The following is a 23,965-nucleotide window of genomic DNA, read 5'->3' as shown; positions in this document are numbered from 1 at the left end:
CGAAGGCATGGTGATCGACCCGTGAGGGTCTGCTCGCCGCCGCCAGTGTAGCGGGTGGCGTGCTCGACGTGCGGGGGATCTTGTTGCGGGCAGATCCTGCCGGGGGGCGGGGCCGTCCTGGCCGGTGGTGGCTCCGGCAGGTCGTTTCATGCTCGGCCGTGCGCCATCAGGGCCGCGTGAGGCAGCACCAGTGCGCCGGTCGAGTCGACGAACTCTGCGCACAGGGAGTCGAAGTGTGCCTTGATCGACTCGATGGTGTCGGAGGGCTGACTCCTGATGATGTGGCCTATGGTTGCCACTCCGGCTGCCGGGCCGCTCCACCATTCCTCCGGAGTCGTCCGGTGGTCCCAGAGCAGGGTGTCGCAGACGACGTCCTTGAGGCCCGCGGCACTCAGCAGTGCGGCGAAACCCTGTTCAGTGCGGGGGAAGTCGTCGCCGGGATCCAGCGCGGGCAGGTGGGCGGGGCGGCTCACGCCCGCCGCTTGGAGGGCTCGCCCGAGCAGCGCCTGTCCGGCGGCCGCGGGGACCGCCCAGATGGTGACAGCGATCCGCCCGCCCGGGCGCGTTACCCGGCGCAGCTCCGCCAGGGCTGTCCGAGGCCGTCCCACATGGTTGAGGACGAAGTTGCCGACCGCGGCGTCGAACTCGTCGTCGCCGAAGGGGAGGTCCGGCAGGGCGGCGAGGCGCACGTCGGCTTCCGGCGCCGTCTGGGCGGCTAGGGCGATCATGCTCGCTTCGGCGTCCACTGCCGTCACCTTCGCCCCCCGCTCGCACGCGGCCTTCGCGGCAGTGCCGGTGCCCGTCCCCACGTCGAGCACGCGCATTCCCGGCTCGATCCCGGCAGCTTCGAGCAACCTCGGGACCGGATACTCGCAGAGCTTGGCGAAGCTGCCCGCATAGGCGTCGGCCTGCGCCGCCCACACGCGACGCTCGGACTCGTCGAACGCGGTCACCGTCATGGGTCCCTCCCCGAAGCCGTCCCGAGGAACTCGCTCCCGGGGCGTTCCCGACGCTAACGCATCGATCACAGCGGCTTGCCCCTGTCTGCTCATCCGGTGGCGCCGCCCCCACACATCCGTGGTGCCGCTCGCCGTAGGACTCCGAAAGCAGGACTCCGAAAGCAGGACTCCGAAAGCAGGACTTCAAAAACAGGACTTCAAAAGGTGAGCGCCGGCACAGCTGGACCTGGCCGTCAGGACGTGGGGATGTGGGTGAAGCGGGACGCCGTGTGGAGCTCGGACTCGATGTGGGCGGCAGTCGCGCGGAGGGCGGGGAGGACCTCGTGGACGCAGTCCTCGAGGGTGCGGCGGGCCGCGTGGGTGGCGATGTTCAGGGCGGCGACCACACGGCCGGACCGGTCCCGCAGGGGTACGGCGACGGAGCGCAGGCCCGACTCCAGTTCCTCGTCCACCAGGGCGTAGCCCTGGGCGCGGACCTCGGCCAGGGGTGGGAGGAGTGCGCCTTCGGGGGACGCGGTGCCGGCGAGGAGGACGCGGCCGAGGGAGGTCGCTGCGGCGGGCAGGCGGGCGCCGACCGTGATGTGGACCGTGAGGACGCGGCTCGCGCCCGCTCCGGCCGTGTACTGGATCTCCGTGCCGTCGGAGGTCAGTACGGCGAGTGCCGCCGGCTCGTGCAGGCGGTCCGCCAGGGCGCGCAGGTGGGGCTCGGCCAGGCGGGGGAGTGTGGTGCGGGACAGGGGCGGGAAGCCGAGGTCGAGGACGCGGGGCGTGAGCGTGAAGGTGCGGTCGGGACGGGCCGACACCAGGCCCAGGTGTTCGTGGGTGAGCAGCGCGCGGCGGGCCGTGGCCCGGGCCAGGCCGGTCGCCCGTGCCACCTCGCTCAGGGACAGCGCCGAGCGGCCCTCGCCGAAGGCGGCCGGCACGGTCAGGCCGCGCGCCAGGGACTCCACGAAGTCCCGGCCCAGCTGGTGCTTGGACGCCGTCGTCCAGGTCGCGAGGTCCGCGGGCGGCGGGCCGGGCTCGGGCGGAGCGGCGGTGCGCAGCTCGGACTCCATCGCCGCCACCGCCGTACGAAGGCGGGGGAGGAGAGTGGTGTGCAGGTCGGTCGCCGAGTGGCGGCTGGTGTGGCTCACCACGCTCGCGACGCAGGCCACGCGGCCGGTGCCCGGGTGCCGTACGGGTACGGAGACCGCGACCAGGCCCGGTTCGATCAGCTGGTCGTCCACGGCCCAGCCGTCCCGGCGTGCCCGCTCCACCCGAGCCGGGAAGGCGGTGTCGTCGGCGGGCGGCTGTCTGGAGGGTACGGCGGGGAAGGTCGCGTCCGTCGGGTCCGCGGCACGGCGGGCGCACCAGCGGGTCCAGTCCGGCTGCGTCCACTGGGTGGCGAACAGCGGGCCCGGGGCGGTGCGTTCGGCGGGGAGCAGGTCGCCGATGCGGAAGCTGACGGACATCGCGCGGCGGCGGGTGGCCTGGTGGATGAAGCGGATGCCGTCGAGGTCGGCGACCGCGAGGGACACCGATTCGTCCAGCTCGTCGGCGAGGGCGTCGGCGTGGGCGCCGAGCAGCGCGGGCAGGCGGAGGGCGGCCAGGTAGGCATTGCCCAGCTCCATCACGCGGGGGGCCAGGACGACGTCGCGGCCGTCGAGGCGTACGTAGTCCATGCGGGCGAGGGTCGCGGTGATGCGGTCGACCGTGGAGCGGGCGAGGCCGGTGGCCCGTTCCAGCGCGCTCGGGCTCAGCGTGCCGCCCGCCTCCGTCAGCTGCCGCAGCACCCCGACCCCGCGTACCAGCGGGCCGACCGCTTCCCCCGCTTCGGCGGGGGCGTCGGCATCCAGCGCGGTCGCACTCTTCGCGGGCATCGGCTCTCCGGTACGGCGTTCGGGCACGCCTACGGTAAACCGCCGCCCGGCGCGCCGTGGTGCGAAGAGCCGCTACTTCCGTGTCACCCGCACCCGGTAGTTCCCGTCGCCGTCCCTGCTGACCACCTGGACGGTGATGCCGTGGCGGGGGTCCTTGAAGGTCTCGCCGGGGGAGAAGGGGGCGTCGGAGAGTTCCGCCTGGACGTTGGGGCTGCGGGTGCAGCCGCCGCTGCCGCGGTGGCTGTCGTACACGGTGACCGGTCCGCGTCCGGTGTCGATCGTGCCGTCCACCTTGTAGATCAGCACGCCCGGCCGGCACACCACCTCGTCGTTGCCGCCCTGCTCCCGCACCTCCAGGGCGTACGAACTGCGTACGTCGAGGGGGACGAGGACCAGCTTCCCGCCGCCCGGCCGGTACAGCGGTGTCAGCTCGTACTCGACGCTGCCCCGCGCCGTCACGCAGCCCACCTGGGAGGCGTCCAGCCAGCCCAGCTTCCACTTGTGCCAGCCGAGCATGTCGTTGTCGGCCCCCCAGTCCTCGCTCATGATGTCCCAGTGCCCCACCGCGCCCCCGCCCTCCTGTGTGTACAGGTCGGGCAGGCCGAAGGTGTGGCCGTTCTCGTGCGGGAGCACCCGGTAGCCGGTGCGGGAGTAGGAGCCGGAGCCGTCGTCCTGGCGGGAGTAGACGAAGGACGCGTTGGCGATGGGGACGCCGTCGGCGACCGGGGCGTCGCCGTTGCCCGCGAAGGTCACGGACAGGACCGTGTCGAGGGCGGAGGGACCGGCGTTGGGGGTGATCAGGACGTTGAGGATGTCGTACGCGCTGAAGTCCACCATCGGGTCGGCCGCGGCCACGATGTCCTGCACCAGCTGCCGGTAGCCGGGGTCGAAGGGCGCGCCGCGCTCTATGCCGTACCCCTTGAAGGGCTTGGGCATCCGCAGCCACCTGGTGACCGGTGTCGCCGGCTGGTAGTCCAGGCGGCCGTACGACGCGGTGCGGAACCACTCCTGGGTCTGCGGGAAGAACTCGTGGAAGCGGTCCATGGCGCTGCCCTTCCCGGGAGCGTCGGAGAAGTCGATCATCAGGGTCAGGGCGTGGAGCGTGCCCGTGGAGTGGGCGTAGCCGTGCGGGGTGGGTATGCCCTCGGTCATCTGTACCTCGACGCTGCCCTGGACCGCGCAGGGGGCGAGGGCGGAGCGGGCCGTGCCGATGGGTCCGGCGGTGGTGGGCGCCGTCAGGTGTCCGGTCCCGGCCGAGGTGCCGACCGCCAGGGTCAGCGCGGTCACCGCGGCGAGAGCGGCCACCCGGCGCGGGCGTATGCGACGGCGTGTGCGCGACGACCGGCCCTGGCGGGCGGAGCGCCGCCCGGCTGCCCGGGTGGTGGGGTGGCCGTGGACTGTTCCGGTGGTGGGGCGCCCGTCGGGGAGGGAGTGAGGAAGGGATCTGCGGCGGGGTGGCTGCGGCTGCATGCATGGACCCTTCGCTCCACGGCAGCCGCAGGTCTCCGGCTGCACCCTTGCGCTCACCCTGTGTCGGCGGGGTGCGGGGGCGCGCGCTGGACGAGACCGATCGTGGGAATGCCGGTCCGCAGGAGGGTGAATCCCGGCGGGAGATGAGTGTGTCTCAGGTCACAGAGGTTCTTTTCGTGGGCGGGAAATAACCGGGGAACCTCTCCCCGTTTAGACCTGTGTCCGAGCGAAACGGGGACTGCTTCCCCGGATCGCATCGATCGCTCCGATCGACCCCAAGGTCCCGGCTCACCCGCCCGGACCCGACCCTGACCCGAACGACACCCCGAGGAGTACGCCGTGCCGACCGCGACCACCTCCGCAGCGCGCAAGGTGCCCCGGCCCCGCGCCGACGCCGTGCGCAACCGGGAGCGGATCGTCACCGCCGCCCAGGAGATGTTCGTCGAGCACGGCCCGGACGTGTCGCTCGACGAGATCGCCCGCCGGGCCGGCGTCGGCAACGCCACGGTGTACCGCAACTTCCCCGACCGCGAGGCCCTCGTCCGTGAGGTCGTCTGCTCCGTCATGGACCGTACGGCCGAGGCGGCCGAGGTGGCCCTCGCCGAGACCGGGGACGCCTTCGCGGCCCTGGAGCGCTTCGTGCACGCCGCCGCCGACGAGCGGATCAGCGCGCTGTGCCCGATGATGTCCAGCAGTTTCGACCGGCACCACCCCGACCTGGAGGCCTCTCGCGAGCGCGTCGAGCAGCTCATCGAGGAGGTCATGGGGCGGGCCGTGGCGGCCGGACAGCTCCGGTCCGACGTAGGTGTCGGCGACGTGATGATCGCCGTGGCCCAGCTGAGCCGGCCCCCGGCGGGCACGGACTGCCTGCGCGGCGACCGTTTCGTCCACCGCCACCTTCAACTCTTCCTCGACGGCCTGCGGGCGCCCGCCCGCTCCACCCTGCCGGGCACAGCCGTGACCATCAAGGAGCTGCGCGAGTGCTGACCGATTAGTTCGGCTCCCGGTCCCAGTCCACCCCTGCGTCCACCCGTACGCCCCGTAGGCCCGACCTCCCGGCCGTCAGCGTCGACGAGCCGCGCCCTTTCGCCTGCCCCTTTCTCCGCCTACCTCGTCTTTTCCATCCCTGCCTCGTCTTTTCCGTCACGAAGTCCCGAAGTGGGTACCCCCATGTCCGAAACAGCCCGCAAGGCTCCCGGCGCCACCGCGCCGAGCGGTTTCGCCGCACACGCCGGCGACACCAACCGCTGGAAGGCGCTCGTCTTCATCGCGCTCGCCCAGCTGATGGTCGTCCTCGACGCCACCATCGTGAACATCGCCCTGCCCCACGCCCAGAAGGACCTGGGCATATCCGACGCCAACCGGCAGTGGGTCGTCACCGCCTATGCCCTCGCCTTCGGCGGTCTGCTGCTCTTCGGCGGCCGGATCGCCGACAAGTGGGGCCGCAAGCGCGCCTTCGTCACCGGCCTCACCGGCTTCGCCCTGGCCTCCGCGCTGGGCGGTGCCGCCACCAGCGGCCCGATGATGTTCGGCGCCCGCGCCCTGCAGGGCGTCTTCGGTGCCCTGCTCGCCCCCGCCGCGCTCTCGCTGCTCGCGGTGATGTTCACCGACGCCCGTGAGCGCGCCAAGGCGTTCGGCATCTACGGCGCCATCGCCGGCGGCGGCGGTGCCGTGGGCCTGATCCTCGGCGGTTTCCTCACCCAGTACCTGAACTGGCGCTGGACCTTCTTCGTGAACATCCCGTTCGCCGTCGTCGCGGCCCTCGGCGCCTACTTCGTCATCCGTGAGCCGGAGGGCGGCCGCAACCGCTCCCCGCTCGACATCCCCGGCGTGGTCCTGTCCACCCTCGGCCTGGTCGCCCTCGTCTACGGCTTCACCCGTGCCGAGTCCGACGGCTGGGGCGACACCGTCACCGTCTCGATGTTCGTGGCGTCCGCGGTGCTGCTGCTCGCGTTCGTGGTCGTCGAGTCCCGGGTCAAGGCCCCGCTGCTCCCGCTGCGCGTGGTGACCGACCGCAACCGCGGCGGCATCTACCTCTCCCTCGGCCTCGCGATCATCGGCATGTTCGGCCTGTTCCTCTTCCTGACCTACTACCTGCAGGTCGTGAAGGGCTACTCGCCGGTCAAGACCGGCTTCGCGTTCCTGCCGATGGTGGCCGGCATGATCACCGGCTCGACGCAGATCGGCACCCGGCTGATGACCCGGATCCCGGCCCGCCTCCTGATGGGTCCCGGCTTCCTGGTCGCCGGCCTCGGCATGCTGATCCTGACCCAGCTGAAGATCGACTCCGCCTACCTCACCCAGCTGCTGCCCGCCATGGTGCTGCTCGGCCTCGGCATGGGTACGGCGTTCATGCCGGCGATGTCGCTGGCCACCCAGGGCGTCGAGCCGCGGGACGCCGGTGTCGCCTCCGCGATGGTCAACACCTCGCAGCAGGTGGGCGGCGCGATCGGCACCGCCCTGCTGAACACCATCGCCGCCTCGGCGACCACGTCGTACGTCAAGGGCCACATCGCCGGTGCCGCCGCGAAGCCGCAAGCGGAGCTGGTGAAGCTCCAGGGCATGGTGCACGGCTACAGCATGGCGATCTGGTTCGCCGTCGGCATCCTCGGGCTCGCCTCCCTGATCGCGTTCACCTTCGTCAACGCCGGCCGCCCGGGCACCACCGAGGTGATCTCCGGCGAGGGCGTCGAGGACGAGGCGCGGGTGCCGGTGGTGGCCCACTGAGCGCCCGCACGGTGATGCACACCGTGATCTAGCGGAGCCAGGGCAGGTCCGCACCCGCTTCGTTGGGCTGGAGGCCCTCGGCGACGATCTCCATGATCTCGCCGAGGGCCTTCTGCTGCTGGGGGCTGAGCCGGTCGAACATCGCCTGTCGTACGGCGGCCACATGGCCGGGCGCGGTGCGCGCGAGCACCTCGGCGCCCTCGTCGGTGAGCACCGCCAACTGCCCGCGTTTGTCCGAGGGACAGTCCTCCCGGCGCACCCAGCCGTTCTTCTCCAGCCGCGCGATCGCGTGCGACAGCCGGGAGCGGGTGATCTTCGCCTGCATCGCCAGCTCGGTCATCCGCAGCCGGCGGCGCGGGGCCTCGGCGAGCCCGACGAGCAGGCCGTAGTAGATGTGCGGCATGCCCGCGTCGCGCTGCAGCTGCCGGTCGAGGTGGTCCTCCAGCAGGGTGGTGGCGTGCAGGTAGGCGCGCCATACGCGCTGTTCCTCGTCGGTGAGCCAGCGGGGCTGTGCGGCGGAGTCGGATGCCGTGTTCATGCGTCCCACTGTACGAGGCGGCTTCTTGAAACTTGAACAAGTCGGGCGTACGGTTGCCCATAGAGCTTGAGAGTTAAAGCATCTGGATCGACCGCTGGAGCCGCACCATGTCCGCCACCGCCCGGGAGCGCATGCCCGCCCTGTACCTCAGCCACGGCGCCCCGCCGCTCGCGGACGACCCCGTCTGGCCCGGCCAGCTCGCCGCCTGGTCAGCGGACCTGCCCCGGCCCAGGGCGATCCTCATGGTCTCCGCCCACTGGGAGGAGGCCCCCCTCGCGCTGGGCGCGGTCGAGACCGTCCCGCTCGTCTACGACTTCTGGGGCTTCCCCGAGCACTACTACCGGGTGCGGTACGCCGCCCCGGGCGCCCCCGAGCTCGCCGAGTCCGTCCGCAAGCTGCTGCGCGCCCCCGGCACCCCCGTCCAGGACATCCCCGACCGCGGCCTCGACCACGGCGCCTACGTCCCGCTGGTCGAGATGTTCCCGGCCGCCGACATCCCCGTCCTGCAGATATCCATGCCCACCCTCGACCCGGTCCGCCTGATGGACATCGGCCGCAGGCTCGCCCCGCTGCGCGACGAGGGTGTGCTGATCGTCGGCTCCGGCTTCTTCACCCACAACCTCGCGGCCCTGCGCCACGCGGGAAGCGGCGTGCCCAGCTGGTCCTCGGAGTTCGACGACTGGGGCCGCCGCGCCCTTCAGGCCCGCGACTGGGACGCCCTGCTGGACTTCCTGAACAAGGCCCCGGCCGGCCGCTACGCCCACCCGCGCACCGAACACTTCGCTCCGCTCTTCGTCACCATGGGCGCGGCGGAGGCGGGGGGCGAGCTGGACGCGCAGAAGTCCGTGATCGACGGGTTCTGGATGGGAATGGCGAAGCGGTCGGTGCAGTTCGGCTGAGCTACAGCTGTTTCTCGTACCAGGCCACGTCCCAGTAGCGGCCGAACTTCCGCCCCACCTCCCGGTGGGTCCCCACGTACCGGAAGCCGAAGCGCGCGTGCAGTCGCTCGGAGGCCTCGTTGGGCTGGGCGATCCCGGCGTAGGCGCGGTGTACGTCCTCGTCGGCGAGCGCCTTGAAGAGGGCCTCGTAGAGCAGCGTGCCGACGCCGCGCCGGCCGGCGTCGGGGGCCACGTACACCGAGACCTCCACGGACGTCACGTACGCGGGCTTCGGCCGGTAAGGGCCGGATGTGGCGTACCCCAGAATCTCCTGTGACTCCGCGTCCGTGGCAACCATCAGGCGGTGCGGGCCGTCTTCCGGGTGGGAGAGCAACCAAGGGCGGCGCTCTTCAGAAGTGAAGATCGCGGTATCGAATGTGATCGCCGTCTCACGTACATAGTGGTTGTAGATCGCCGTGAGGGCGTCGAGATCACTCTCGATCCCCGGCCTGACCTGCACCTCTGTACGTTGCGTCGGCATCTGGCCTCCCGTGTGGCGGACAGGGTACTGCATGATCAGAAAAATTGGGGGGCGGGTTGGGAATTCTGTCCGGATTCCAGTCGTTGTTTCCCACGGATGCAGGGCACTCGGAGAGAGTCGCCAGAGACACTCCCCCCGATGCCGAGCGTTCAGGACCACCCGCCAGCCCACCATCGCAAGGGAGCACGCATGGCAACCCGTGCCGTCGCCCGTCGTCAGTCCGCCACCGGCGAGACGGCCGACTCGGCAAGCAGTGTTCGCGCTCACGGCGGCGAGATCGCGGATCGCGACCTGGTCGGCATGTACCTCGACGAGATCGCGCGTACGCCGCTGCTCGACGCCGCAAAGGAGGTCGAGCTGTCCCAGACCATCGAGGCGGGTGTCTTCGCGCAGCAGATCCTCGACGGTGAGGAGGAGCCGGTGTCGGACGCCTCCCGCGAGGAACTCCAGGCGCTGGTCGCCGCCGGTGAGCGGGCGAAGGACATCTTCATCCGTTCCAACCTCCGCCTGGTCGTGGCCGTGGCCCGGCGCTACCCGCGCAGCGGCCTGCCCCTGCTCGACCTGATCCAGGAGGGCAACGCCGGTCTGGTGCGCGCGGTCGAGAAGTTCGACTACCGCAAGGGCTTCAAGTTCTCGACGTACGCCACCTGGTGGATCCGGCAGGCCATCACCCGCTCCATCGCCGACCAGTCGCGCACGATCCGGCTCCCCGTCCACCTGGTGGAGGAACTGGGCCGCATCCGCCGCGTGCAGCGCGAGTTCAACCGTGAGAACGGCCGCGACCCGGAGCCCGCGGAGATCGCCGCGGAGCTCGGCGCCACGCCGGAGCGCGTCATCGACGTCCTCGACTGGGCCCGCGACCCGGTCTCGCTGAACATGTCGGTGGACGACGAGGGCGAGACCCAGTTCGGCGACCTGCTGGAGGACACCTCCGCGGTCAGCCCCGAGCAGTCCGTCCTGACCCTCCTGCGCAGCGAGGAACTGGACGACCTGATCGGCCGCCTGGACCAGCGCACGGCCTCCATCATCAAGATGCGGTACGGCATCGAGGACGGCCGCGAGCGCACCCTGACCGAGGTCGGCAAGGAGCACGGCCTGACCCGCGAACGCATCCGCCAGATCGAGAAGCACGCTCTGCTCGAACTGAAGAAGCTGGCCCGCCAGACCGGCTTCGACGCGGCGGCGTAAGGGGGTTCGCGGCGGCGTAGGAGAGTTGCCGCGTGCCGGTGCGTGTGCCGGTGCCGTCAGGGGTGCCTGTGGAGTGAGGCAGGGCGCGGTGCCGGCGCGCGGCGGTGCGCACGGTGTGGTGCCTGTGGGCGTACGGTGCCTGGGGGAGCGCACGCCGGTGGCGGAAGACGGCGCAAACATGGCGCTGTCCCCCCGCTTCAACTCCCGGGTCCGCGGGAACAACCCTTCCGGGCCCCACAGCAGCCAGGCCCCGGAACCGCACTCCCCACGCACCGTACGGACCGGCCGACCCCACGCGCCCACCCGCACGACCGAGCCACCCAGCCAGGTCCCGACGCACATCCCCCCCGGCGCCGGGACCTTCCCAGCCGGGCTTCGGCACCCATCCCCCCCGGGTGTCGAGGCCCGGCTCTTCCGTGTCTGCGGGTTGACTTCCCCATGCGGTCCGGGCGTTCCCATCAGGCCACGGGCTGCGCTTCGCGCCGCCGGAGGTGACGAGGGTCAGCAGGCGGAGAGCATCCTGGCGGGGCGGCGGGACATCTGGAACGACAGCCCACCCCGTACCTGAACCCCGGGGTGGACCGTCGGATGGCAGATTCTGCCACACGGGCATAGCCTGCCGGGATGAGCACCACCCCGAGTCCCACCCCGGGCACCACCTCCAGCACCGACCCCGGCGCCCTCCCCCGCACTACCCACCGGCCGTTTTCCGCCTCCGCACCGCTCTCGCTGACCGAACGCCGGAAGGCCGAGACCCGGACGGAGATCGCCCGGGCGGCGGGCGCCCTGTTCGTCCGCCAGGGGCTGCGGGCGACTCGCGCCGAGGACATCGCTCAGGCCGCGGGCATCGCGCCGCGCACCTTCTACCGCTACTTCGCCACCAAGGAGGAAGCGGTCGCCCCCCTCTACGCGGCCGGCGCCCAGCGCTGGGCGGAGGCGGTCCGCTCGGCCCCGGCCCACCTCGGCGTTCCCGAGGCCCTGGAGCACGCCGTACAGCACACCTTCACCCCCGGCCTCGGTGTCTCGGCGGCGTCCTGGGAATGGGTCCGCACCCTGATCCGCCTGGCCGCCGCCAGTCCCGCCCTGCGCAAGGTCTGGGCCGAGGTCTGCCAGACGTCCGAGCAGACCCTGGCCGAGATCCTGGCGAGCCGGCTCGCGTCAACCGGCGCTCAGCACGGTGGAGTCGGAGCCGACGGGACCGGCGCGGCCGACGCACCCGAAGGGCACGGAGCCGGTGAGGGGCGTGACGAGGACGCGGGGCCTGGCGGGGACGCGGGGCCTGACGGCCGCGGTGGGGCTGACGGCCGTGGTGGGGCTGACCCGCTCGGTTGGCGCGATGGGCGGGGTGGTCGCGCGGTTCATGGCGGGCGGGGTGGCCGCGAGAGGCGTGACGGACGCGGTGGCCGCGAGAGGCATGGCGGACGCGGTGGCCGCGAGAGGCATGACGGGCGCAACGACGTCGCCCTGGGGCCGGGGCCCACGTCCCCCGCACCGGTCACCCCCGGCCTCCGTTTCGCCGCGGCCGTCGCCGGTGCCGCCGTTCGCGTGGCCGTGGAGTCCTGGGCCGCCTCCTCCGCCCCGCCCGCCGGCCCGGACGGCCCCGCGGCCCTTGCGCTGCGCAACCTGGCGTCCTTGCGGGACTTCGGGTGGGGCCGGGCGGAGGGCCAGGACGCCACCCAAGGGCTCACTGCTCCGGGTCATCCGCCCCGGCCCGGCACAGCCGATCGCCCAACTCCCGCACATACGCCCTGAGTTCACCAGGTTCCCGCACCGTGAACTCGTACCCCGCCATCGCCAGCCGCACTGCCAGCCACTCCACGGGATCGCCGGAGGCGCCCCGCAGCACACAACCGCCCTCGCCGTCGTCCTCAGGCCCTCCGAGCCACGCCGGCAGGCGCGCGGCCACCTGCTGCGCCGACGCGGCGAACCGCACCGCGAACTCGTACGTCTCCTGCCGCCGGTGGATGGACCGGCGCAGGTACTCCGCCGCGCTGCCGGTCGGCAACTCCCGTGGCGCGAAGCGGACTCCGGTCGCGAACGGCCGGCTCACCCGGTCCACCCGGAAGGTCCGCCAGTCGGCGCGGTCGAGGTCGTAGGCGACGAGGTACCACCGGCGCCCGGTCGACACCAGCCGGTGCGGTTCGGTCAGCCGCCGTGACTCACTGCCGTCCTTGTCGCGGTAGGCGAACCGCAGCCGCTCGTGCCCCGCCACCGTCGAGGCCATCACGGTCAGCGTCTCCGGCGCGATGGTCGGCCCGTCCCCGCTGGTCAGCGGTGTCGTCGCGGCCTGCAGCGTGGAGACCCGGTGGCGCAGCCGGGCGGGCAGCACCTGTTCCAGCTTGGCCAGGGCCCGGACCGACGCCTCGTCCACGCCCTGCACCGCGTGCCCGGCACCGGCGCGCAGGCCCACCGCGATGGCAACCGCCTCCTCGTCGTCCAGCACCAGCGGCGGCAGCGCCTTGCCGGCGACCAGCCGATAACCCCCGTCGGCCCCTTTGCTGGCTTGCACGGGATATCCCAGCTCGCGCAGCCGGTCGATGTCGCGGCGCACGGTCCGCCGGGACACGCTGAGCCGCTCGGCCAGCTCACCGCCCGGCCATTCGCGGGGCGTCTGGAGGAGCGAGAGGAGCTGCAGCAGCCGTGCCGGTGTGTCCGTCGTCATACCTTCGAGCATGCCCCACCACTAGGACACGATCTGACCTAATTGGGTCCTAGCTTGAGTGCATGACCTCCACGGAACAGACCCTCGGTGCTCAGCAGGCGGCCGGTGACCGCCGCCGCTGGTTCGCCCTGACCATCGTCATGACCGCAGCCTTCATGGACCTGGTCGACGTGACGATCGTCAACATCGCCATCCCGTCCATCCAGCGGAGCGCACACGCGTCGGTCAGCCAGATCCAGTGGATAACCGCCGGCTACGCCCTGGCCTTCGCCGCGGCGCTCATCACCGGCGGACGTCTCGGTGACATCCATGGCCGCAAGCGGCTGTTCCTGATCGGTATCGGCGGCTTCACCCTCGCCTCCGCCCTGTGCGGCTTCGCCGCGAACCCGGAGATGCTGGTCGCCTCCCGGATCCTGCAGGGCGGTATGGCGGCGATGATGGTGCCGCAGGTGCTGTCGATCGTGCACGCCACCTTCCCGGCGCACGAACGGGGCAAGGTGTTCGGTCTGTTCGGCGCCGTCGTCGGCCTGGGCGCGGTCTCCGGACCGCTGCTCGGCGCACTTCTGACGGAGTGGAACCTGTTCGGCCTCGAATGGCGGCCCATCTTCCTCATCAACCTCCCCGTCGGCGTCCTGGCCTGGATCCTGGGCCGCCGCTTCATCACCGAATCGAAGGCTCCCAGGGCACTGAAGCTTGACCTCGTCGGAGTCGCCCTGGTCTCGCTGGGCCTGCTGATGCTGCTCTACCCGCTCACCCGCGGCCGTGAGCTGGGCTGGCCGCTGTGGGGTCACCTCTGCATGGCCGGCGCCCTCGTCGTCTTCGCGGCGCTGGTGTCGTACGAAAAACGGAAGGCGGCCAGGGACGGTTCCCCGCTCATCGAGTTGTCCCTCTTCCGGGTGAAGAGCTTCGCCGCGGGCATCGCCGTGCAGACCGTCTTCGGTGTCGCGCTCGGCATCTTCTTCCTGGTCTGGACGCTGTACATGCAGATCGGCCTGGGCTGGAGCCCGCTGCGGGCCGGGCTGACCGGCGTGCCGTTCTCCCTCGCGGTGTCGACGGCGGCCGGGATGTCGGTGCAGAAGCTGGTCCCGAGGTTCGGGCGGAAGGTGCTCCAGGCGGGCGCCCTGGTCATGGCCGCGGGCGTACTGCTCTACCTGGGGGAGGCGCACCGGTACGGTCTCGCCATCGCCTCCTGGCAGATGGCCCTGCCGCTGGTCGTGATGGGCGCCGGGATGGGGCTGATCGTCGCCCCGCTGACCGACGCGGTGCTGGCGGAGGTGCCGCGCGAGCACGCCGGTTCCGCGTCCGGGCTGATCAACACGGTGCAGCAGATGGGCAACGCGCTCGGCCTCGGGCTCGTGTCCGTGGTCTTCTTCGGTGAGATCGGCGACCGGCTGCCCCCGGCTCAGGTGGGCCCCGCCTTCGTGCACGCCTTCCAGCACGCCCTGTGGTGGGTGGCCGGGATCATGGGGGCGATCTTCCTGCTGATGTCCGCCCTGCCGAAGCGGCCCGCACAGCATGAGGAGGGGGCGCCGGAGGCGGAGCTGCCGGCGGTGGAGAAGGAATCCGAGCTGGTGCCCTGACCGGGCACGACGAGGGCCCGGCGCCGGTGAGGTGCCGGGCCTCTCTGCGTTCCGGACGCATCCGGTCTGCGTTCCGGACGGATCCGGAAGCCCGATCATGCCCGATTTAAGTCTGAACCTGTTTACTTTCCGGAAATCCCGACGTAGCCTCGCATCGAAACCACACGTTCGGGCATTACTCGGAAGTGAACGGGCATCGGACATCGAGGCGGAGGCCAACGACATGTACGCACCGGAACGGCAGCAGGAGATCCTCCGGCTCGCACGTGACGGCGGCCGGGTGGACGTGCTGTCGCTGGCCGAGGAGCTCCAGGTCACCGCGGAAACGATCCGCCGCGACCTGAAGGCCCTCGACCGCGCCGGCCTCGTCCGCCGCGTGCACGGCGGTGCCATCCCGGTCGGCCGCCTCGACTTCGAACCGGACCTCACTGAGCGCGAGTCCACCGCCGCCGACGAGAAGGACCGCATCGCCAAGGCCGCCCTCGCCGAACTGCCGACCGAGGGCACGATGATCCTCGACGCCGGTACGACGGTCGCCCGGGTCGCCGCCGCGATCCCGCTGGAGGCCTCCCTCACCGTCGTCACGCACAGCCTGCCCATCGCCGCCCGCCTGGCCGACCACCCGGGCATCCAGCTCCACCTGGTCGGGGGGCGCGTACGGCACCGCACACGCGCCGCCGTGGACGCCTGGGCGCTCCGCGCGTACGGCGAGATCCGCGCCGACGTGCTCTTCATGGCGGCGAACGGCTTCTCCGCCGAGCACGGCCTGACCACTCCGGACCTCGCCGAGGCCGCGGTCAAGCGGGCCGCGGTGGCCGCCGCCCGCCGCGTGGTGCTGCTGGCCGACTCCTCCAAGCACGGCCAGGAGCACTTCGCCCGCTTCGGCGACCTGAGCGACGTGGACCTGCTGATCACCGACAACGGGCTGAGCCCCGAAGACGCCGCCGTCATCGAGCGCGGCGGCACGGAAGTAGTGCGCGCATGATCCTCACCGTCACCCCCAACCCCTCCCTCGACCGCACCTACGAGGTCCAGGCCCTGAAGCGCGGCGAGGTCATCCGTGCCGAGACCGAGCGCATGGACCCCGGCGGCAAGGGCGTGAACGTCTCGCGCGCCGTCGCGGCCGCCGGCCGGCGCACGGTCGCCGTTCTGCCCCTGGGCGGTGCGCCGGGGGCGCTCATCGCCGACCTGCTCGACGCGCAGGGCATCGAGGTCGCGCCGGTCCCGATCGCCGGAGCCACCCGCTCGAACATCGCGCTCGCGGAGTCCGACGGGGTGCTCACGAAGATCAACGCGCCGGGCCCGAAGCTGTCGGCGGCCGAACAGGAGCTCCTCCTGGACACCGTGCGCGAGCAGTCGCGCGACGCCGACTGGATCGCGTGCTGCGGCAGCCTTCCCCAGGGGCTCGCGCCCTCGTGGTACGCCGACGTCGTCACGCGGGCGCACGCCGGAGGCGCGCGCATCGCGCTGGACACCTCGGGGCGTGCGCTGCTGGAGGCGCTGCGCGCGCGGCCCGACGTGGTGAAGCCCAACGCCGAGGAGCTCGCGGAAGCCGTCGGGCGCCCCCTGGCCACCGTAGGCGATGCGCTGAAGGCGGCCGAGGAGGTGCGCGGCATGGGCGCGCGCGCCGTGCTCGCGAGCCTGGGCGCCGACGGGCAGCTCCTCGTGGAGGACGCCGGCGCCTGGTTCGCCGGGGCCCGGGTGGACACCGTCCGCAGCAACGTCGGCGCCGGCGACTCCTCCCTCGCCGGTTTCCTGATCGCCGGCGGCAGCGGCCCGGAGGCCCTCGCCTCCGCCGTCGCCCATGGCGCCGCCGCCGTCCAGCTCCCGGGCAGCGTCATGCCGACCCCCGCCGACGTGGACCCGTCGGCGGTGACCGTCACGGCCGAGATCCCGCTCGACCGCGAACTGACGGAGCCAGTGTCATGATCCCGCTCGCGTTCCGTGACACCCGCCCCGGCTTGCGGCGGCTGGGCGCACGCGCCGCGTCCGCACCCCAGGACGCGCCCACTCGCCTCGCCTCGAAGCGGCGGGGCTCCCCGTTACTCGCCGCTGCCCCCGGGCGGTACCGCCGGCCCACCCGCCGCCGTGCCGCCCCGGGGAGGCGGAGGCTCCCCGGCCCCGCCTCCCGAACGACCCCACCTCCCCACCGCACCCCCGTCCCCACCTCCGCCCACCCCTCTCCCCGGGCGATACGCGTGCATAGGAGCCCGCGATGAGCGACATGATCACCGCGGACCTGGTCGACCTCGACCTGTCCGCCGACACCAAGCAAGCGGCGGCACGCGCCCTCGCCGAGCGCATGGTGGCCCAGAGCCGGGTGACCGACCTGGAGGGCTTCCTCGCCGATGTGGCCGCCCGCGAGGCACAGATGCCGACCGGCCTCGACGGCGGTATCGGCATCCCGCACTGCCGCAGCGCCCACGTCACCGAGCCGACCCTCGCCTTCGGCCGCAGCGCCGCCGGCATCGACTTCGGCGCCGCGGACGGCCCCGCCGACCTGATCTTCCTGATCGCGGCCCCGGCCGGCGCCGACGACGCCCACCTCACGATCCTGTCCTCACTGGCCCGCCAGCTGATGAACGCCGACTTCACCTCGGCACTGCGCGCGGCGACCGACGCGGAGACGGCGGCGGCGCTGATGCGCGGGGACGAGACGCCCAGCACGGCGCGGGCGCCGGAGGCTTCCGCGCCGGGGGCTTCCACGCCGGGCGCGGAGGCCGATGCGGGCGTCGGGGAAGCGGTTCCGGGCACGAACGCCGCGGCAGGCGCTGCAGGCGCCGACGAAGACTCCGCTGCGACGCCGGTGGCGGCCTCCGCCGGCGCCGCAGCGGGCACCACGGCCCCGGCGCCGGGTGCGACCGACGAGCAAGGTTCCACCCCGGCGCCCGGCGCCGGCACCTCCGGCGGACGCCCCTTCCGTATCGTCGCCGTCACCTCCTGCCCGACCGGCATCGCACACACGTACATGGCGGCCGAGTCCCTGGAGAACGCGGGACGCGAGGCAGGCGTCGAACTCGTCGTCGAGACACAGGGCTCGGCCGGTTTCACCCGGCTGGATCCGGCGATGATCGCGGCGGCGGACGCCGTGATCTTCGCGCACGACGTCCCCGTACGCGACAAGGACCGCTTCGCCGGCAAGCCGACCGTCGACGTCGGAGTGAAGGCGGGCATCAACCGCCCCGCGGAACTCATCACGGAAGTGCGCGCGAAGGCGGCGCGCGGTGAGACCAGTGCGCCGGTGTCCGCGTCGGGCGGCACGCCGGTCGAGCGCGCGGGCGACTCCACCGAGGGCTACGGCACCAAGCTCCGCAAGTGGCTGATGAGCGGCGTGAGTTACATGGTTCCGTTCGTCGCCGCAGGCGGCCTCCTCATCGCCCTGGGCTTCGCGATCGGCGGCTACAAGATCAACAAGGCGCCGTCGGTGATGGACCACTTCGTGTGGACCCAGGCCGACAGCTGGGGCGCCCTGCTGTTCCAGATCGGCGTCGTCTCCTTCGGCTTCCTGGTGCCGGTCCTGGCCGGCTACATCGCCTACGGCATGGCCGACCGGCCCGGTCTGGTCCCCGGCTTCGTGGGCGGCGCGATCTCGGTCACCATCAACGCCGGCTTCCTCGGCGGCCTGGTGGCCGGTCTGATCGCCGGTGGCGTGGTGCTGGCCATCCAGAGGGTGCGGATCCCCCCGGCGCTGCGCGGCATCATGCCGGTGGTGGTGATCCCGCTGATCTCCTCGGCGATCGTCGGATTCCTGATGTTCGTCGTGGTCGGCAAGCCCATCGCCACCGCCCAGAAGGGCCTCACCGACTGGCTGAACGGCCTCACCGGCACCAACGCGATCCTGCTCGGCGCCCTGCTCGGCCTGATGATGTGCTTCGACCTGGGCGGCCCGGTCAACAAGGTCGCCTACACCTTCGCCACCGCCGGTATCGCGGTCTCGAGCCCCAGCGAATCGGCGATGAAGATCATGGCCGCGGTGATGGCGGCCGGCATGGTCCCGCCCCTGGCCATGGCCCTCGCCACCACCGTGCGCGGCAGGCTGTTCACCCAGGCCGAGCGCGAGAACGGCAAGGCCGCCTGGGTCCTGGGCGCCTCCTTCATCTCCGAGGGCGCGATCCCGTTCGCGGCGGCCGACCCGCTGCGCGTGATCCCCTCGTCGATGATCGGCGGCGCGCTCACCGGCGCCCTGTCGATGGCCTTCGGCGCCACCCTGCGCGCCCCGCACGGCGGCATCTTCGTGGTCCCGCTGATCGGCAACCCGTTCCTGTACCTGATCGCCATCGCGGCCGGCGTCTGCGCCACCACCGCCCTGGTCGTCCTCCTCAAGGGCATGCGCAAGCAGAACCCGGAGACCACCGCCACCGGCCCCGCCGCGAACGCGGCCACCGCGACGAAGGAGGCCAAGCAGCCCGTGGCGGCCTGACCACCGCGCCCGCCCCCGCCGCGCCTTGTCCCTTTAGTTCGCTGTGAGTTGTTCACGGCACCTGCGAGATACGTCACGGTCCGGGACCAAAGTCCCGGACCGTGGTGTGTACTGGGGCCTATGCCAGAGTATGTCTCGAGTCTCCAGTTGGCGGGTGCGGCCGTCCTCACCCTGGCCGGCGTGGTCTGGGCGATCGTCGTCATACGCCTGCTGCGCCGCTTCCGCGCGGCGGCCCTGCGAGAGCTCCCGGCTGCTCACCTCCCGTTCCTCCCGCCCCAACGGCAGGCCGGTCCCGCTCTGGAGAAGGTGGAACTGACCCCCGCGGAACAGGACGCCTTCGCCGGACTGATACGGCGACTCGGCGATCACTGACCGGACAGCGCCGTCACCTGCCCCGCGGCCCGTGCGCTAGCCCTGCCGCGCCGCGCGCCGCTCCATGGCGTCCCGGGCCGCGTCCTCCGACATGTACACCTCGCACATGTGCCGCCCGTCCGGCGTCGCCGTGTGCTCCACCTCCCACAGGGAGAGCTCGCTGCCGTCCGGCAGCAGGAACGCGTGCTCGTACAGCGCATAGCTCAGTCCCGCGCGGCCGGCCCGCCCGGGGCGCCCGAACGCCTGCGTGATCCCGTGCGCCGTCGCCGTCGCCAGCAGCGCAGCCGTCTGCGCACCGGGCCGGTCCGGATTCTCCGCACGGCGCAGCAGCCGGCGCGCGTGATCCGCCGAGTCGTCTGAGGCGAACACGTGCCGGGGCTCCGGGATCGCCCACAGCCGCATCAGCGCGGGCAGCTCGAACTCCGGCGTGGCCGGCGGCATCCCCAGCCGTGCCGTGGCCGCCCGCAGCTCCTCCTCGTCGACGTACACCTCGCTCTCCGGGGCGCCGCCCGGCGTGGGGTTGTGCACGAGCTCCCACAGCGTGAGCGCGGAGCCGTCGGCGAGCAGCCAGGTGTGCCGGTACGTCTCCCGGTGCAGCCCCGTGCTGTGGTACGCGGAGTGCAGCGAACTGGCGTGCGCCAGCGCGCAGTCGAGCTGCCGTATCACCTCGTCGGGCAGCTCGAAGGAGTTCAGGGCACGGCCGAGGAGTCGCTCGAGATGCTCCTCAGGAGACTCGGGCGACTCGGCTGGTTCGTACGCTGCCGTCTCGTACGGAACGCTCAAGGCATCTCCCGGCGTTGCTGCATGTCACCTTGTGGGTGCATACCGTAGCCCCTCGGTCGGACATCATGTCCGGGAACCGAGAAAACGTACGCCGGGAAAACGCGCGGGCCGCGCGAGAAGTTCCCGCGCGGCCCCATGTGGCGTCAAAACCCGCCGCTCAGGCGGCACTTCCGGCGGTCCAGGCGCTCCACGACATGTTCCAGCCGTTGAGGCCGTTCTCCGGTGCGACCGTGCTGTCGGGGGAGTTCTTCACGATCACGACGTCCCCGAGGAGCGAGTTGTCGAAGAACCACCTGGCCGGCGTGGCGCTCTGCCCGCCCTGGACGTCCGCGAGCCCGACGCAGCCGTGGCTGGTGCCCTCCCGGCCGAAGGGCGGATTGCCCTTGTCGTACCAGTAGTTGCCGTGGATGAAGGTGCCGGAGTCCGTCAGGCGCATCGCGTGCGGCACGTCCGGAATGTTGTACGCGTTGCCGAGGCCCACCGTCCGGCTGTCCATGGGGGTCTGGGTGAACTTCTCGGAGATCACCATCTGACCGTTGTACGTGGTGTGGTCCGGGCTGCCGGTGGAGATCGGAATCGTCTTGACCGTCCTGCCGTCCCGCACCACGGTCATGGTCTGCGTGTTGGCGTCGACCGTGGAGACCTGCGACCGCCCGATGGTGAAGGAGACGGTCTTCTTCTGCACCCCGTAGACGCCCTCCGCGCCCCGGACCCCGTCCAGCGAGATCTTCATCGTGACCCTGGAGCCGGCCTTCCAGTACTCCTGCGGCCGGAAGTCCAGCCGCCGGTCCCCGAACCAGTGCCCGACCACCTGCTGACCGCTGCTGGAGTCGACCGTGATGTGCGACTGCACGGCCTTCTTGTCGGTGATCGACTTGTCGAACGTGAACGACACGGGCATGCCCACCCCGACCGTGGTGCCGTTGTCCGGGGTGTAGGTGCCGACGAAGCTGTTCGCCGTCGTGACGGTGGTGAAGATGGACTTGGTCGCCGTGGTGCGCCCGCCGGCGCCCTTCGCGGTCGCGTCTATCTCGTACTTCGTCCCGCGCTCCAGTTGCTGCTTCGGCTTCCAGCTGCTGCCGTCCGGCGCTGTCACCCCGGCCACGACCTGTCCCGTCCCGGCCACGGTCATCTTCACGCCGGTCAGCCTGCCGCCGCTGACCGTCACGCCGGTCGCGTTGACGGACGCCCCGGTCGAACCGTCCTTGGCCGAGATCACGATCTGCGCCGGCGACGTACTGGGGGAGTTCTTGCCGCCCTTGCCGTCGTCGGTGGCGCTCGCGTCGCCACCACAAGCGGTCAGGGTGAGGCTGCCGACCATCAGGGCGGCACAGGCCCCCAGTACGCGCCGCGCTGCAATGTCCGGCGATGTCACGGGCTGCTCCAGGTTCGTGTGATGTGCGTGATCCGTTCCAGTGCGTGGGGAAAGAGGGCGCCGGCGCCCGGAAGGGTTCCCCCCGTTTGCCACGAACGCGATCACGTGACAGAACCGCGACATTTCAACCCCGACGGGGTGGCCCCTCCCGCCCCCGCCCCTCCCCCCCGGCCCCTCCCCCCACCCCACCCCTACCGCGCCCCGTACAACTCCCCGTACGACGGCCACACTCCACCGGGCCCGTCGACCGACTCGGCGGCGCGCACACCCCGCACGATCGCGCGCGTCACGGCATCCGCACCGGCGGCGAGGATCTCGTTGAGCTCCAGCGGATGCCCGGCGAGCGCGCGTGCCCCGGTCGCGAGCGCGAACACCGTGTCGCCGTCGTTCATGAGGTGCACCGGCCGTACGGCGCGCGCGATACCGTCGTGCGCCGTGCCCGCCAGCTTCTGCGCCTGCGCCTTGGAGAGGTTCGCGTCGGTCGCGACCACCGCCAGCGTCGTGTTGAGCGGGGGCGGCGCATGCGTGGCCGCGGTTTCGGCGAGGCGCCGGCGCGCGGCCTCGTGCACGCGCTCCTCGGGATACTCCACCCGTCCCTGGCACAACTCCCCGTACAACGCCCCCGTCCCGGGCTCGATCACCGACCCCGCGGCGTTCACGACCACCAGCGCGGCCACGGTGATCCCCGAGTCGAGCACCGTGCTCGCGGTGCCCACGCCGCCCTTGACCGGCCCCGCCACGGCGCCCGTCCCGGCCCCGACGCAGCCCTCCGCCACCCGGGCGCCCGGCGTACTCGCCGCCGCGGCTTCCACCGCCGCGCGTCCTGTCGCCGCGTCCGGCCGGGCGCGGAAGTCGCCTCCGCGTCCCAGGTCGAAGACGCACGCGGCGGGCACGACCGGGACGACGTGCGCCGGGGCCGGCCCCACCCGCACCCCGCGCCGCCGCTCCTCCAGCCAGGCCATCACGCCCGACGCCGCGTCGAGCCCGTACGCGCTGCCACCGGTCAGCACCACCGCGTCGACCCGCTGGACCACGTTGCGCGGGTCGAGCGCGTCGGTCTCCCTGGTACCGGGGCCGCCGCCGCGCACGTCCACGGCGACGACCGCGCCGCCCTCCGGAGCGAGCACGACCGTGGTACCGCTGAGCCAGCCGTCCCCGCTGCGGGCGGCGTGCCCCACCCGCACCCCGGCGACATCCGTGATTGCGTCAACTGTCATGGCGGCCAGTCTCGCCGGTCCAGGCGTCCTCGAGGACTCAGCCGGCCGCGGCGGTGGCGCCTGCCGCACGCTCCCGGCGGACCATGCGCGCCGTCAGCGTCACCCCGGCCGCGATCGCTGCCGAGCACACCAGTCCCGCAGCGAGCACCGCCCAGTCGCCGAGGAAGGTGCAGCAGATCACCAGCAGCGCCGTGACCGGCAGCACCAGTTGCTGGGCGATGCCGACCTTGAAGTGCCGCGAGTGGAGCGCCCAGACGGTGAGCAGATACAGCGCCGTGGGCAGCGTCACGGCTGCGGACGCGGACAACGTGGGGATGTGGGTCCTGCCGACCGCGTGCTCCACGGTCACCTCCAGGCCGGCGCCGATCGCCGCGGCGGAGGAGAAGATCAGGTAGTGGCCGTAACCCCACAGGAACGCCTGACCGTTGGTGCGCAGGTGGCCGTGGATGGGGACCACGAAGTAGATCCACCACGCGGAGAAGACGATCAGGAGCCCGCCCGCCGCGATCGGCAGCAGCTCGCCCAGTGCGTTGTGCTCGTCGAAGGCTCCCTTGACGGCGACGGTCGCCGCGGCGACCGTCTCGCCCAGCACGATGATGGTGAACAGGCCGTACCGCTCGGCGATGTGATGCGGATGCCAGGAGGTCGCGTAGTCCTTCTCGGCGAACAGCGGCACGCACATCTCGGCGATCGCCATCACCAGGAACACCCAGGGCCGCGCGGGGCCGGGCAGCAGCAACAGTCCGAGCCAGCCGACCTGGCACAGGAGCACGCCGTACGCGTACCGCAACGCCACGGTTCTCTCGGCGCCCTCGGCCGATCTCGCGGCTCTCAGCCACTGTGTGGCCATCGCCAGCCGCATGATCACATAGCCGAGCCAGACCAGCAGGTAGTCGTGCTGCTGGAAGGCCCGGGAGATGCCGGCGGCCAGCACCAGGACGCCGGCGATCTGCACCAGGGTGACGACCCGGTACAGCGCGTCGTCGTTGTCGTACGCCGAGGCGAACCAGGTGAAGTTCATCCAGGCCCACCAGATGGCGAAGAACTGCATCGCGTAGTTGAGGATTCCGTCGCCCGCGTGCCCCGCTGCGACGGCGTGCACCAGTTGCCCGCCCGCCTGCGCGATCGCCACGACGAAGCACAGGTCGAAGAAGAGCTCCAGCGGCGAGGAGACCCGGTGCGCCTCGTCGCGCCCGCGCGCGACGAGCCGTCGCAGCGGTCCGGAGGAGTGGGGTGGGCCCGAGGAAGCGGGAGCCGGAGCGGAACTCGACGTCATGCCTCTCAGCACACCAGAAAAGCCGCTGGAAGGCCGTGCAAAGGCACTGGCAGACAGCGAACGCACGCACAGGCGGCTCGCCCAGCGGGGGCGCCGGACGCGCGTGGGCGCTTGCACCGG

Annotated in this window: 19 protein-coding genes and 2 pseudogenes; 11 read left to right on the top strand and 10 right to left on the bottom strand. The window is 72.0% G+C overall.

Annotated elements, in window-relative coordinates; translation table 11 throughout:
• Positions 1-146: 146 nt before the first annotated feature.
• The 3 genes from ACFYZB_RS06260 to ACFYZB_RS06250 all read right to left on the bottom strand — a co-directional run bounded on the left by ACFYZB_RS06260 (position 147) and on the right by ACFYZB_RS06250 (position 4,123).
• Positions 147-953, bottom strand: a complete 807-nt coding sequence (locus ACFYZB_RS06260; RefSeq protein ID WP_388755640.1) for a class I SAM-dependent methyltransferase — start codon at positions 951-953, stop codon at positions 147-149.
• A gap of 239 nt (positions 954-1,192) precedes the next feature.
• Complete coding sequence (locus tag ACFYZB_RS06255; RefSeq protein ID WP_388754942.1) at positions 1,193-2,818, bottom strand: IclR family transcriptional regulator C-terminal domain-containing protein; 1,626 nt, start codon at positions 2,816-2,818, stop codon at positions 1,193-1,195.
• Positions 2,819-2,890: 72 nt separating this feature from the next.
• Positions 2,891-4,123 (bottom strand): M6 family metalloprotease domain-containing protein, encoded by a 1,233-nt coding sequence (locus ACFYZB_RS06250; RefSeq protein WP_388754939.1) that lies wholly within the window; start codon positions 4,121-4,123, stop codon positions 2,891-2,893.
• 504 nt (positions 4,124-4,627) lie between these two features.
• Here ACFYZB_RS06250 and ACFYZB_RS06245 point away from each other — a divergent pair.
• Together ACFYZB_RS06245 and ACFYZB_RS06240 are read left to right on the top strand one after the other, a co-directional pair.
• Entirely contained in the window at positions 4,628-5,275 is a 648-nt protein-coding gene (locus tag ACFYZB_RS06245; RefSeq protein ID WP_388754937.1) for a TetR/AcrR family transcriptional regulator, read from the top strand.
• Between the two features lie 183 nt (positions 5,276-5,458).
• Positions 5,459-7,015: an MFS transporter gene (locus ACFYZB_RS06240; RefSeq protein ID WP_388754934.1), complete on the top strand. Its 1,557-nt coding sequence runs from the start codon at positions 5,459-5,461 to the stop codon at positions 7,013-7,015.
• A gap of 28 nt (positions 7,016-7,043) precedes the next feature.
• Here the strand turns inward: ACFYZB_RS06240 and ACFYZB_RS06235 are convergent, their stop codons facing one another.
• Positions 7,044-7,553, bottom strand: coding sequence for a MarR family transcriptional regulator (locus tag ACFYZB_RS06235; protein WP_351206147.1), 510 nt, complete (start codon positions 7,551-7,553; stop codon positions 7,044-7,046).
• Positions 7,554-7,660: 107 nt separating this feature from the next.
• Here ACFYZB_RS06235 and ACFYZB_RS06230 point away from each other — a divergent pair, with 107 nt between their 5' ends.
• Complete coding sequence (locus tag ACFYZB_RS06230) at positions 7,661-8,452, top strand: dioxygenase (RefSeq protein ID WP_388754931.1); 792 nt, start codon at positions 7,661-7,663, stop codon at positions 8,450-8,452.
• A 1-nt stretch (position 8,453) separates the two neighbouring features.
• Here ACFYZB_RS06230 and ACFYZB_RS06225 read toward each other — a convergent pair whose 3' ends face one another.
• A complete protein-coding gene (locus ACFYZB_RS06225) occupies positions 8,454-8,972 on the bottom strand; it encodes an N-acetyltransferase family protein (protein ID WP_351206143.1) in 519 nt (172 codons plus the stop codon).
• A 189-nt stretch (positions 8,973-9,161) separates the two neighbouring features.
• Between ACFYZB_RS06225 and ACFYZB_RS06220 the strand changes: the two genes are divergently transcribed.
• The 3 genes and pseudogenes from ACFYZB_RS06220 to ACFYZB_RS06210 form a co-directional block, all read left to right on the top strand.
• Positions 9,162-10,160: an RNA polymerase sigma factor RpoD/SigA gene (locus ACFYZB_RS06220; RefSeq protein ID WP_388754928.1), complete on the top strand. Its 999-nt coding sequence runs from the start codon at positions 9,162-9,164 to the stop codon at positions 10,158-10,160.
• Positions 10,161-10,784: 624 nt separating this feature from the next.
• Positions 10,785-11,319: pseudogene (locus tag ACFYZB_RS06215) on the top strand (TetR/AcrR family transcriptional regulator); the annotation flags it as partial.
• A gap of 323 nt (positions 11,320-11,642) precedes the next feature.
• Positions 11,643-11,912 (top strand): annotated as a pseudogene (locus ACFYZB_RS06210) (hypothetical protein); the annotation flags it as partial.
• Here ACFYZB_RS06210 and ACFYZB_RS06205 read toward each other — a convergent pair.
• Positions 11,845-12,822 (bottom strand): helix-turn-helix transcriptional regulator, encoded by a 978-nt coding sequence (locus ACFYZB_RS06205; RefSeq protein ID WP_388754925.1) that lies wholly within the window; start codon positions 12,820-12,822, stop codon positions 11,845-11,847. The pseudogene ACFYZB_RS06210 and the gene ACFYZB_RS06205 sit on opposite strands and share 68 nt — an antisense overlap.
• Positions 12,823-12,884: 62 nt before the next feature.
• On the opposite strand from ACFYZB_RS06205, the gene ACFYZB_RS06200 reads away from it, so the two are divergent.
• The 5 genes from ACFYZB_RS06200 to ACFYZB_RS06180 all read left to right on the top strand — a co-directional run bounded on the left by ACFYZB_RS06200 (position 12,885) and on the right by ACFYZB_RS06180 (position 19,194).
• Complete coding sequence (locus ACFYZB_RS06200) at positions 12,885-14,402, top strand: MFS transporter (RefSeq protein WP_388754922.1); 1,518 nt, start codon at positions 12,885-12,887, stop codon at positions 14,400-14,402.
• Positions 14,403-14,625: 223 nt separating this feature from the next.
• Positions 14,626-15,387 carry a DeoR/GlpR family DNA-binding transcription regulator gene (locus ACFYZB_RS06195; RefSeq protein ID WP_388754919.1) on the top strand — a complete coding sequence of 254 codons (762 nt, stop codon included), beginning with the start codon at positions 14,626-14,628 and terminating at the stop codon, positions 15,385-15,387.
• Positions 15,384-16,331 (top strand): 1-phosphofructokinase, encoded by a 948-nt coding sequence (pfkB, locus tag ACFYZB_RS06190; RefSeq protein WP_388754916.1) that lies wholly within the window; start codon positions 15,384-15,386, stop codon positions 16,329-16,331. The genes ACFYZB_RS06195 and pfkB overlap by 4 nt, the downstream gene beginning before the upstream one ends.
• Positions 16,332-16,617: 286 nt before the next feature.
• Positions 16,618-18,822, top strand: coding sequence for a fructose-specific PTS transporter subunit EIIC (locus tag ACFYZB_RS06185; RefSeq protein ID WP_388754914.1), 2,205 nt, complete (start codon positions 16,618-16,620; stop codon positions 18,820-18,822).
• 120 nt (positions 18,823-18,942) lie between these two features.
• Complete coding sequence (locus ACFYZB_RS06180) at positions 18,943-19,194, top strand: hypothetical protein (RefSeq protein WP_388754911.1); 252 nt, start codon at positions 18,943-18,945, stop codon at positions 19,192-19,194.
• A gap of 36 nt (positions 19,195-19,230) precedes the next feature.
• Here ACFYZB_RS06180 and ACFYZB_RS06175 read toward each other — a convergent pair whose 3' ends face one another.
• The 4 genes from ACFYZB_RS06175 to ACFYZB_RS06160 all read right to left on the bottom strand — a co-directional run bounded on the left by ACFYZB_RS06175 (position 19,231) and on the right by ACFYZB_RS06160 (position 23,845).
• On the bottom strand, positions 19,231-19,977 hold the full coding sequence (locus ACFYZB_RS06175) for a DUF6227 family protein (protein ID WP_351206127.1): 747 nt from the start codon (positions 19,975-19,977) through the stop codon (positions 19,231-19,233).
• 157 nt (positions 19,978-20,134) lie between these two features.
• Complete coding sequence (locus ACFYZB_RS06170; RefSeq protein WP_388754909.1) at positions 20,135-21,352, bottom strand: Ig-like domain-containing protein; 1,218 nt, start codon at positions 21,350-21,352, stop codon at positions 20,135-20,137.
• A gap of 191 nt (positions 21,353-21,543) precedes the next feature.
• Positions 21,544-22,569: a P1 family peptidase gene (locus ACFYZB_RS06165; RefSeq protein ID WP_388754907.1), complete on the bottom strand. Its 1,026-nt coding sequence runs from the start codon at positions 22,567-22,569 to the stop codon at positions 21,544-21,546.
• 37 nt (positions 22,570-22,606) lie between these two features.
• On the bottom strand, positions 22,607-23,845 hold the full coding sequence (locus ACFYZB_RS06160) for a low temperature requirement protein A (RefSeq protein ID WP_388754904.1): 1,239 nt from the start codon (positions 23,843-23,845) through the stop codon (positions 22,607-22,609).
• Positions 23,846-23,965: the final 120 nt, after the last annotated feature.

It is taken from the genome of Streptomyces sp. NPDC001852, from assembly GCF_042891825.1.
GTDB lineage: Bacteria > Actinomycetota > Actinomycetes > Streptomycetales > Streptomycetaceae > Streptomyces.
Note: the sequence above shows the minus strand (reverse complement) of the source record. Positions and strands in the feature narration are given on the sequence as shown.

Coding starts and splice junctions, on each gene's coding strand:
- ACFYZB_RS06255 (WP_388754942.1), bottom strand. CDS start 2,818: ATGCCCGCGAAGAGTGCGACCGCGCTGGATGCCGACGCCCCCGCCGAA.
- ACFYZB_RS06240 (WP_388754934.1), top strand. CDS start 5,459: ATGTCCGAAACAGCCCGCAAGGCTCCCGGCGCCACCGCGCCGAGCGGT.
- ACFYZB_RS06235 (WP_351206147.1), bottom strand. CDS start 7,553: ATGAACACGGCATCCGACTCCGCCGCACAGCCCCGCTGGCTCACCGAC.
- ACFYZB_RS06230 (WP_388754931.1), top strand. CDS start 7,661: ATGTCCGCCACCGCCCGGGAGCGCATGCCCGCCCTGTACCTCAGCCAC.
- ACFYZB_RS06225 (WP_351206143.1), bottom strand. CDS start 8,972: ATGCCGACGCAACGTACAGAGGTGCAGGTCAGGCCGGGGATCGAGAGT.
- ACFYZB_RS06220 (WP_388754928.1), top strand. CDS start 9,162: ATGGCAACCCGTGCCGTCGCCCGTCGTCAGTCCGCCACCGGCGAGACG.
- ACFYZB_RS06205 (WP_388754925.1), bottom strand. CDS start 12,822: ATGACGACGGACACACCGGCACGGCTGCTGCAGCTCCTCTCGCTCCTC.
- ACFYZB_RS06200 (WP_388754922.1), top strand. CDS start 12,885: ATGACCTCCACGGAACAGACCCTCGGTGCTCAGCAGGCGGCCGGTGAC.
- ACFYZB_RS06195 (WP_388754919.1), top strand. CDS start 14,626: ATGTACGCACCGGAACGGCAGCAGGAGATCCTCCGGCTCGCACGTGAC.
- pfkB (WP_388754916.1), top strand. CDS start 15,384: ATGATCCTCACCGTCACCCCCAACCCCTCCCTCGACCGCACCTACGAG.
- ACFYZB_RS06185 (WP_388754914.1), top strand. CDS start 16,618: ATGAGCGACATGATCACCGCGGACCTGGTCGACCTCGACCTGTCCGCC.
- ACFYZB_RS06180 (WP_388754911.1), top strand. CDS start 18,943: ATGCCAGAGTATGTCTCGAGTCTCCAGTTGGCGGGTGCGGCCGTCCTC.
- ACFYZB_RS06165 (WP_388754907.1), bottom strand. CDS start 22,569: ATGACAGTTGACGCAATCACGGATGTCGCCGGGGTGCGGGTGGGGCAC.
- ACFYZB_RS06160 (WP_388754904.1), bottom strand. CDS start 23,845: ATGACGTCGAGTTCCGCTCCGGCTCCCGCTTCCTCGGGCCCACCCCAC.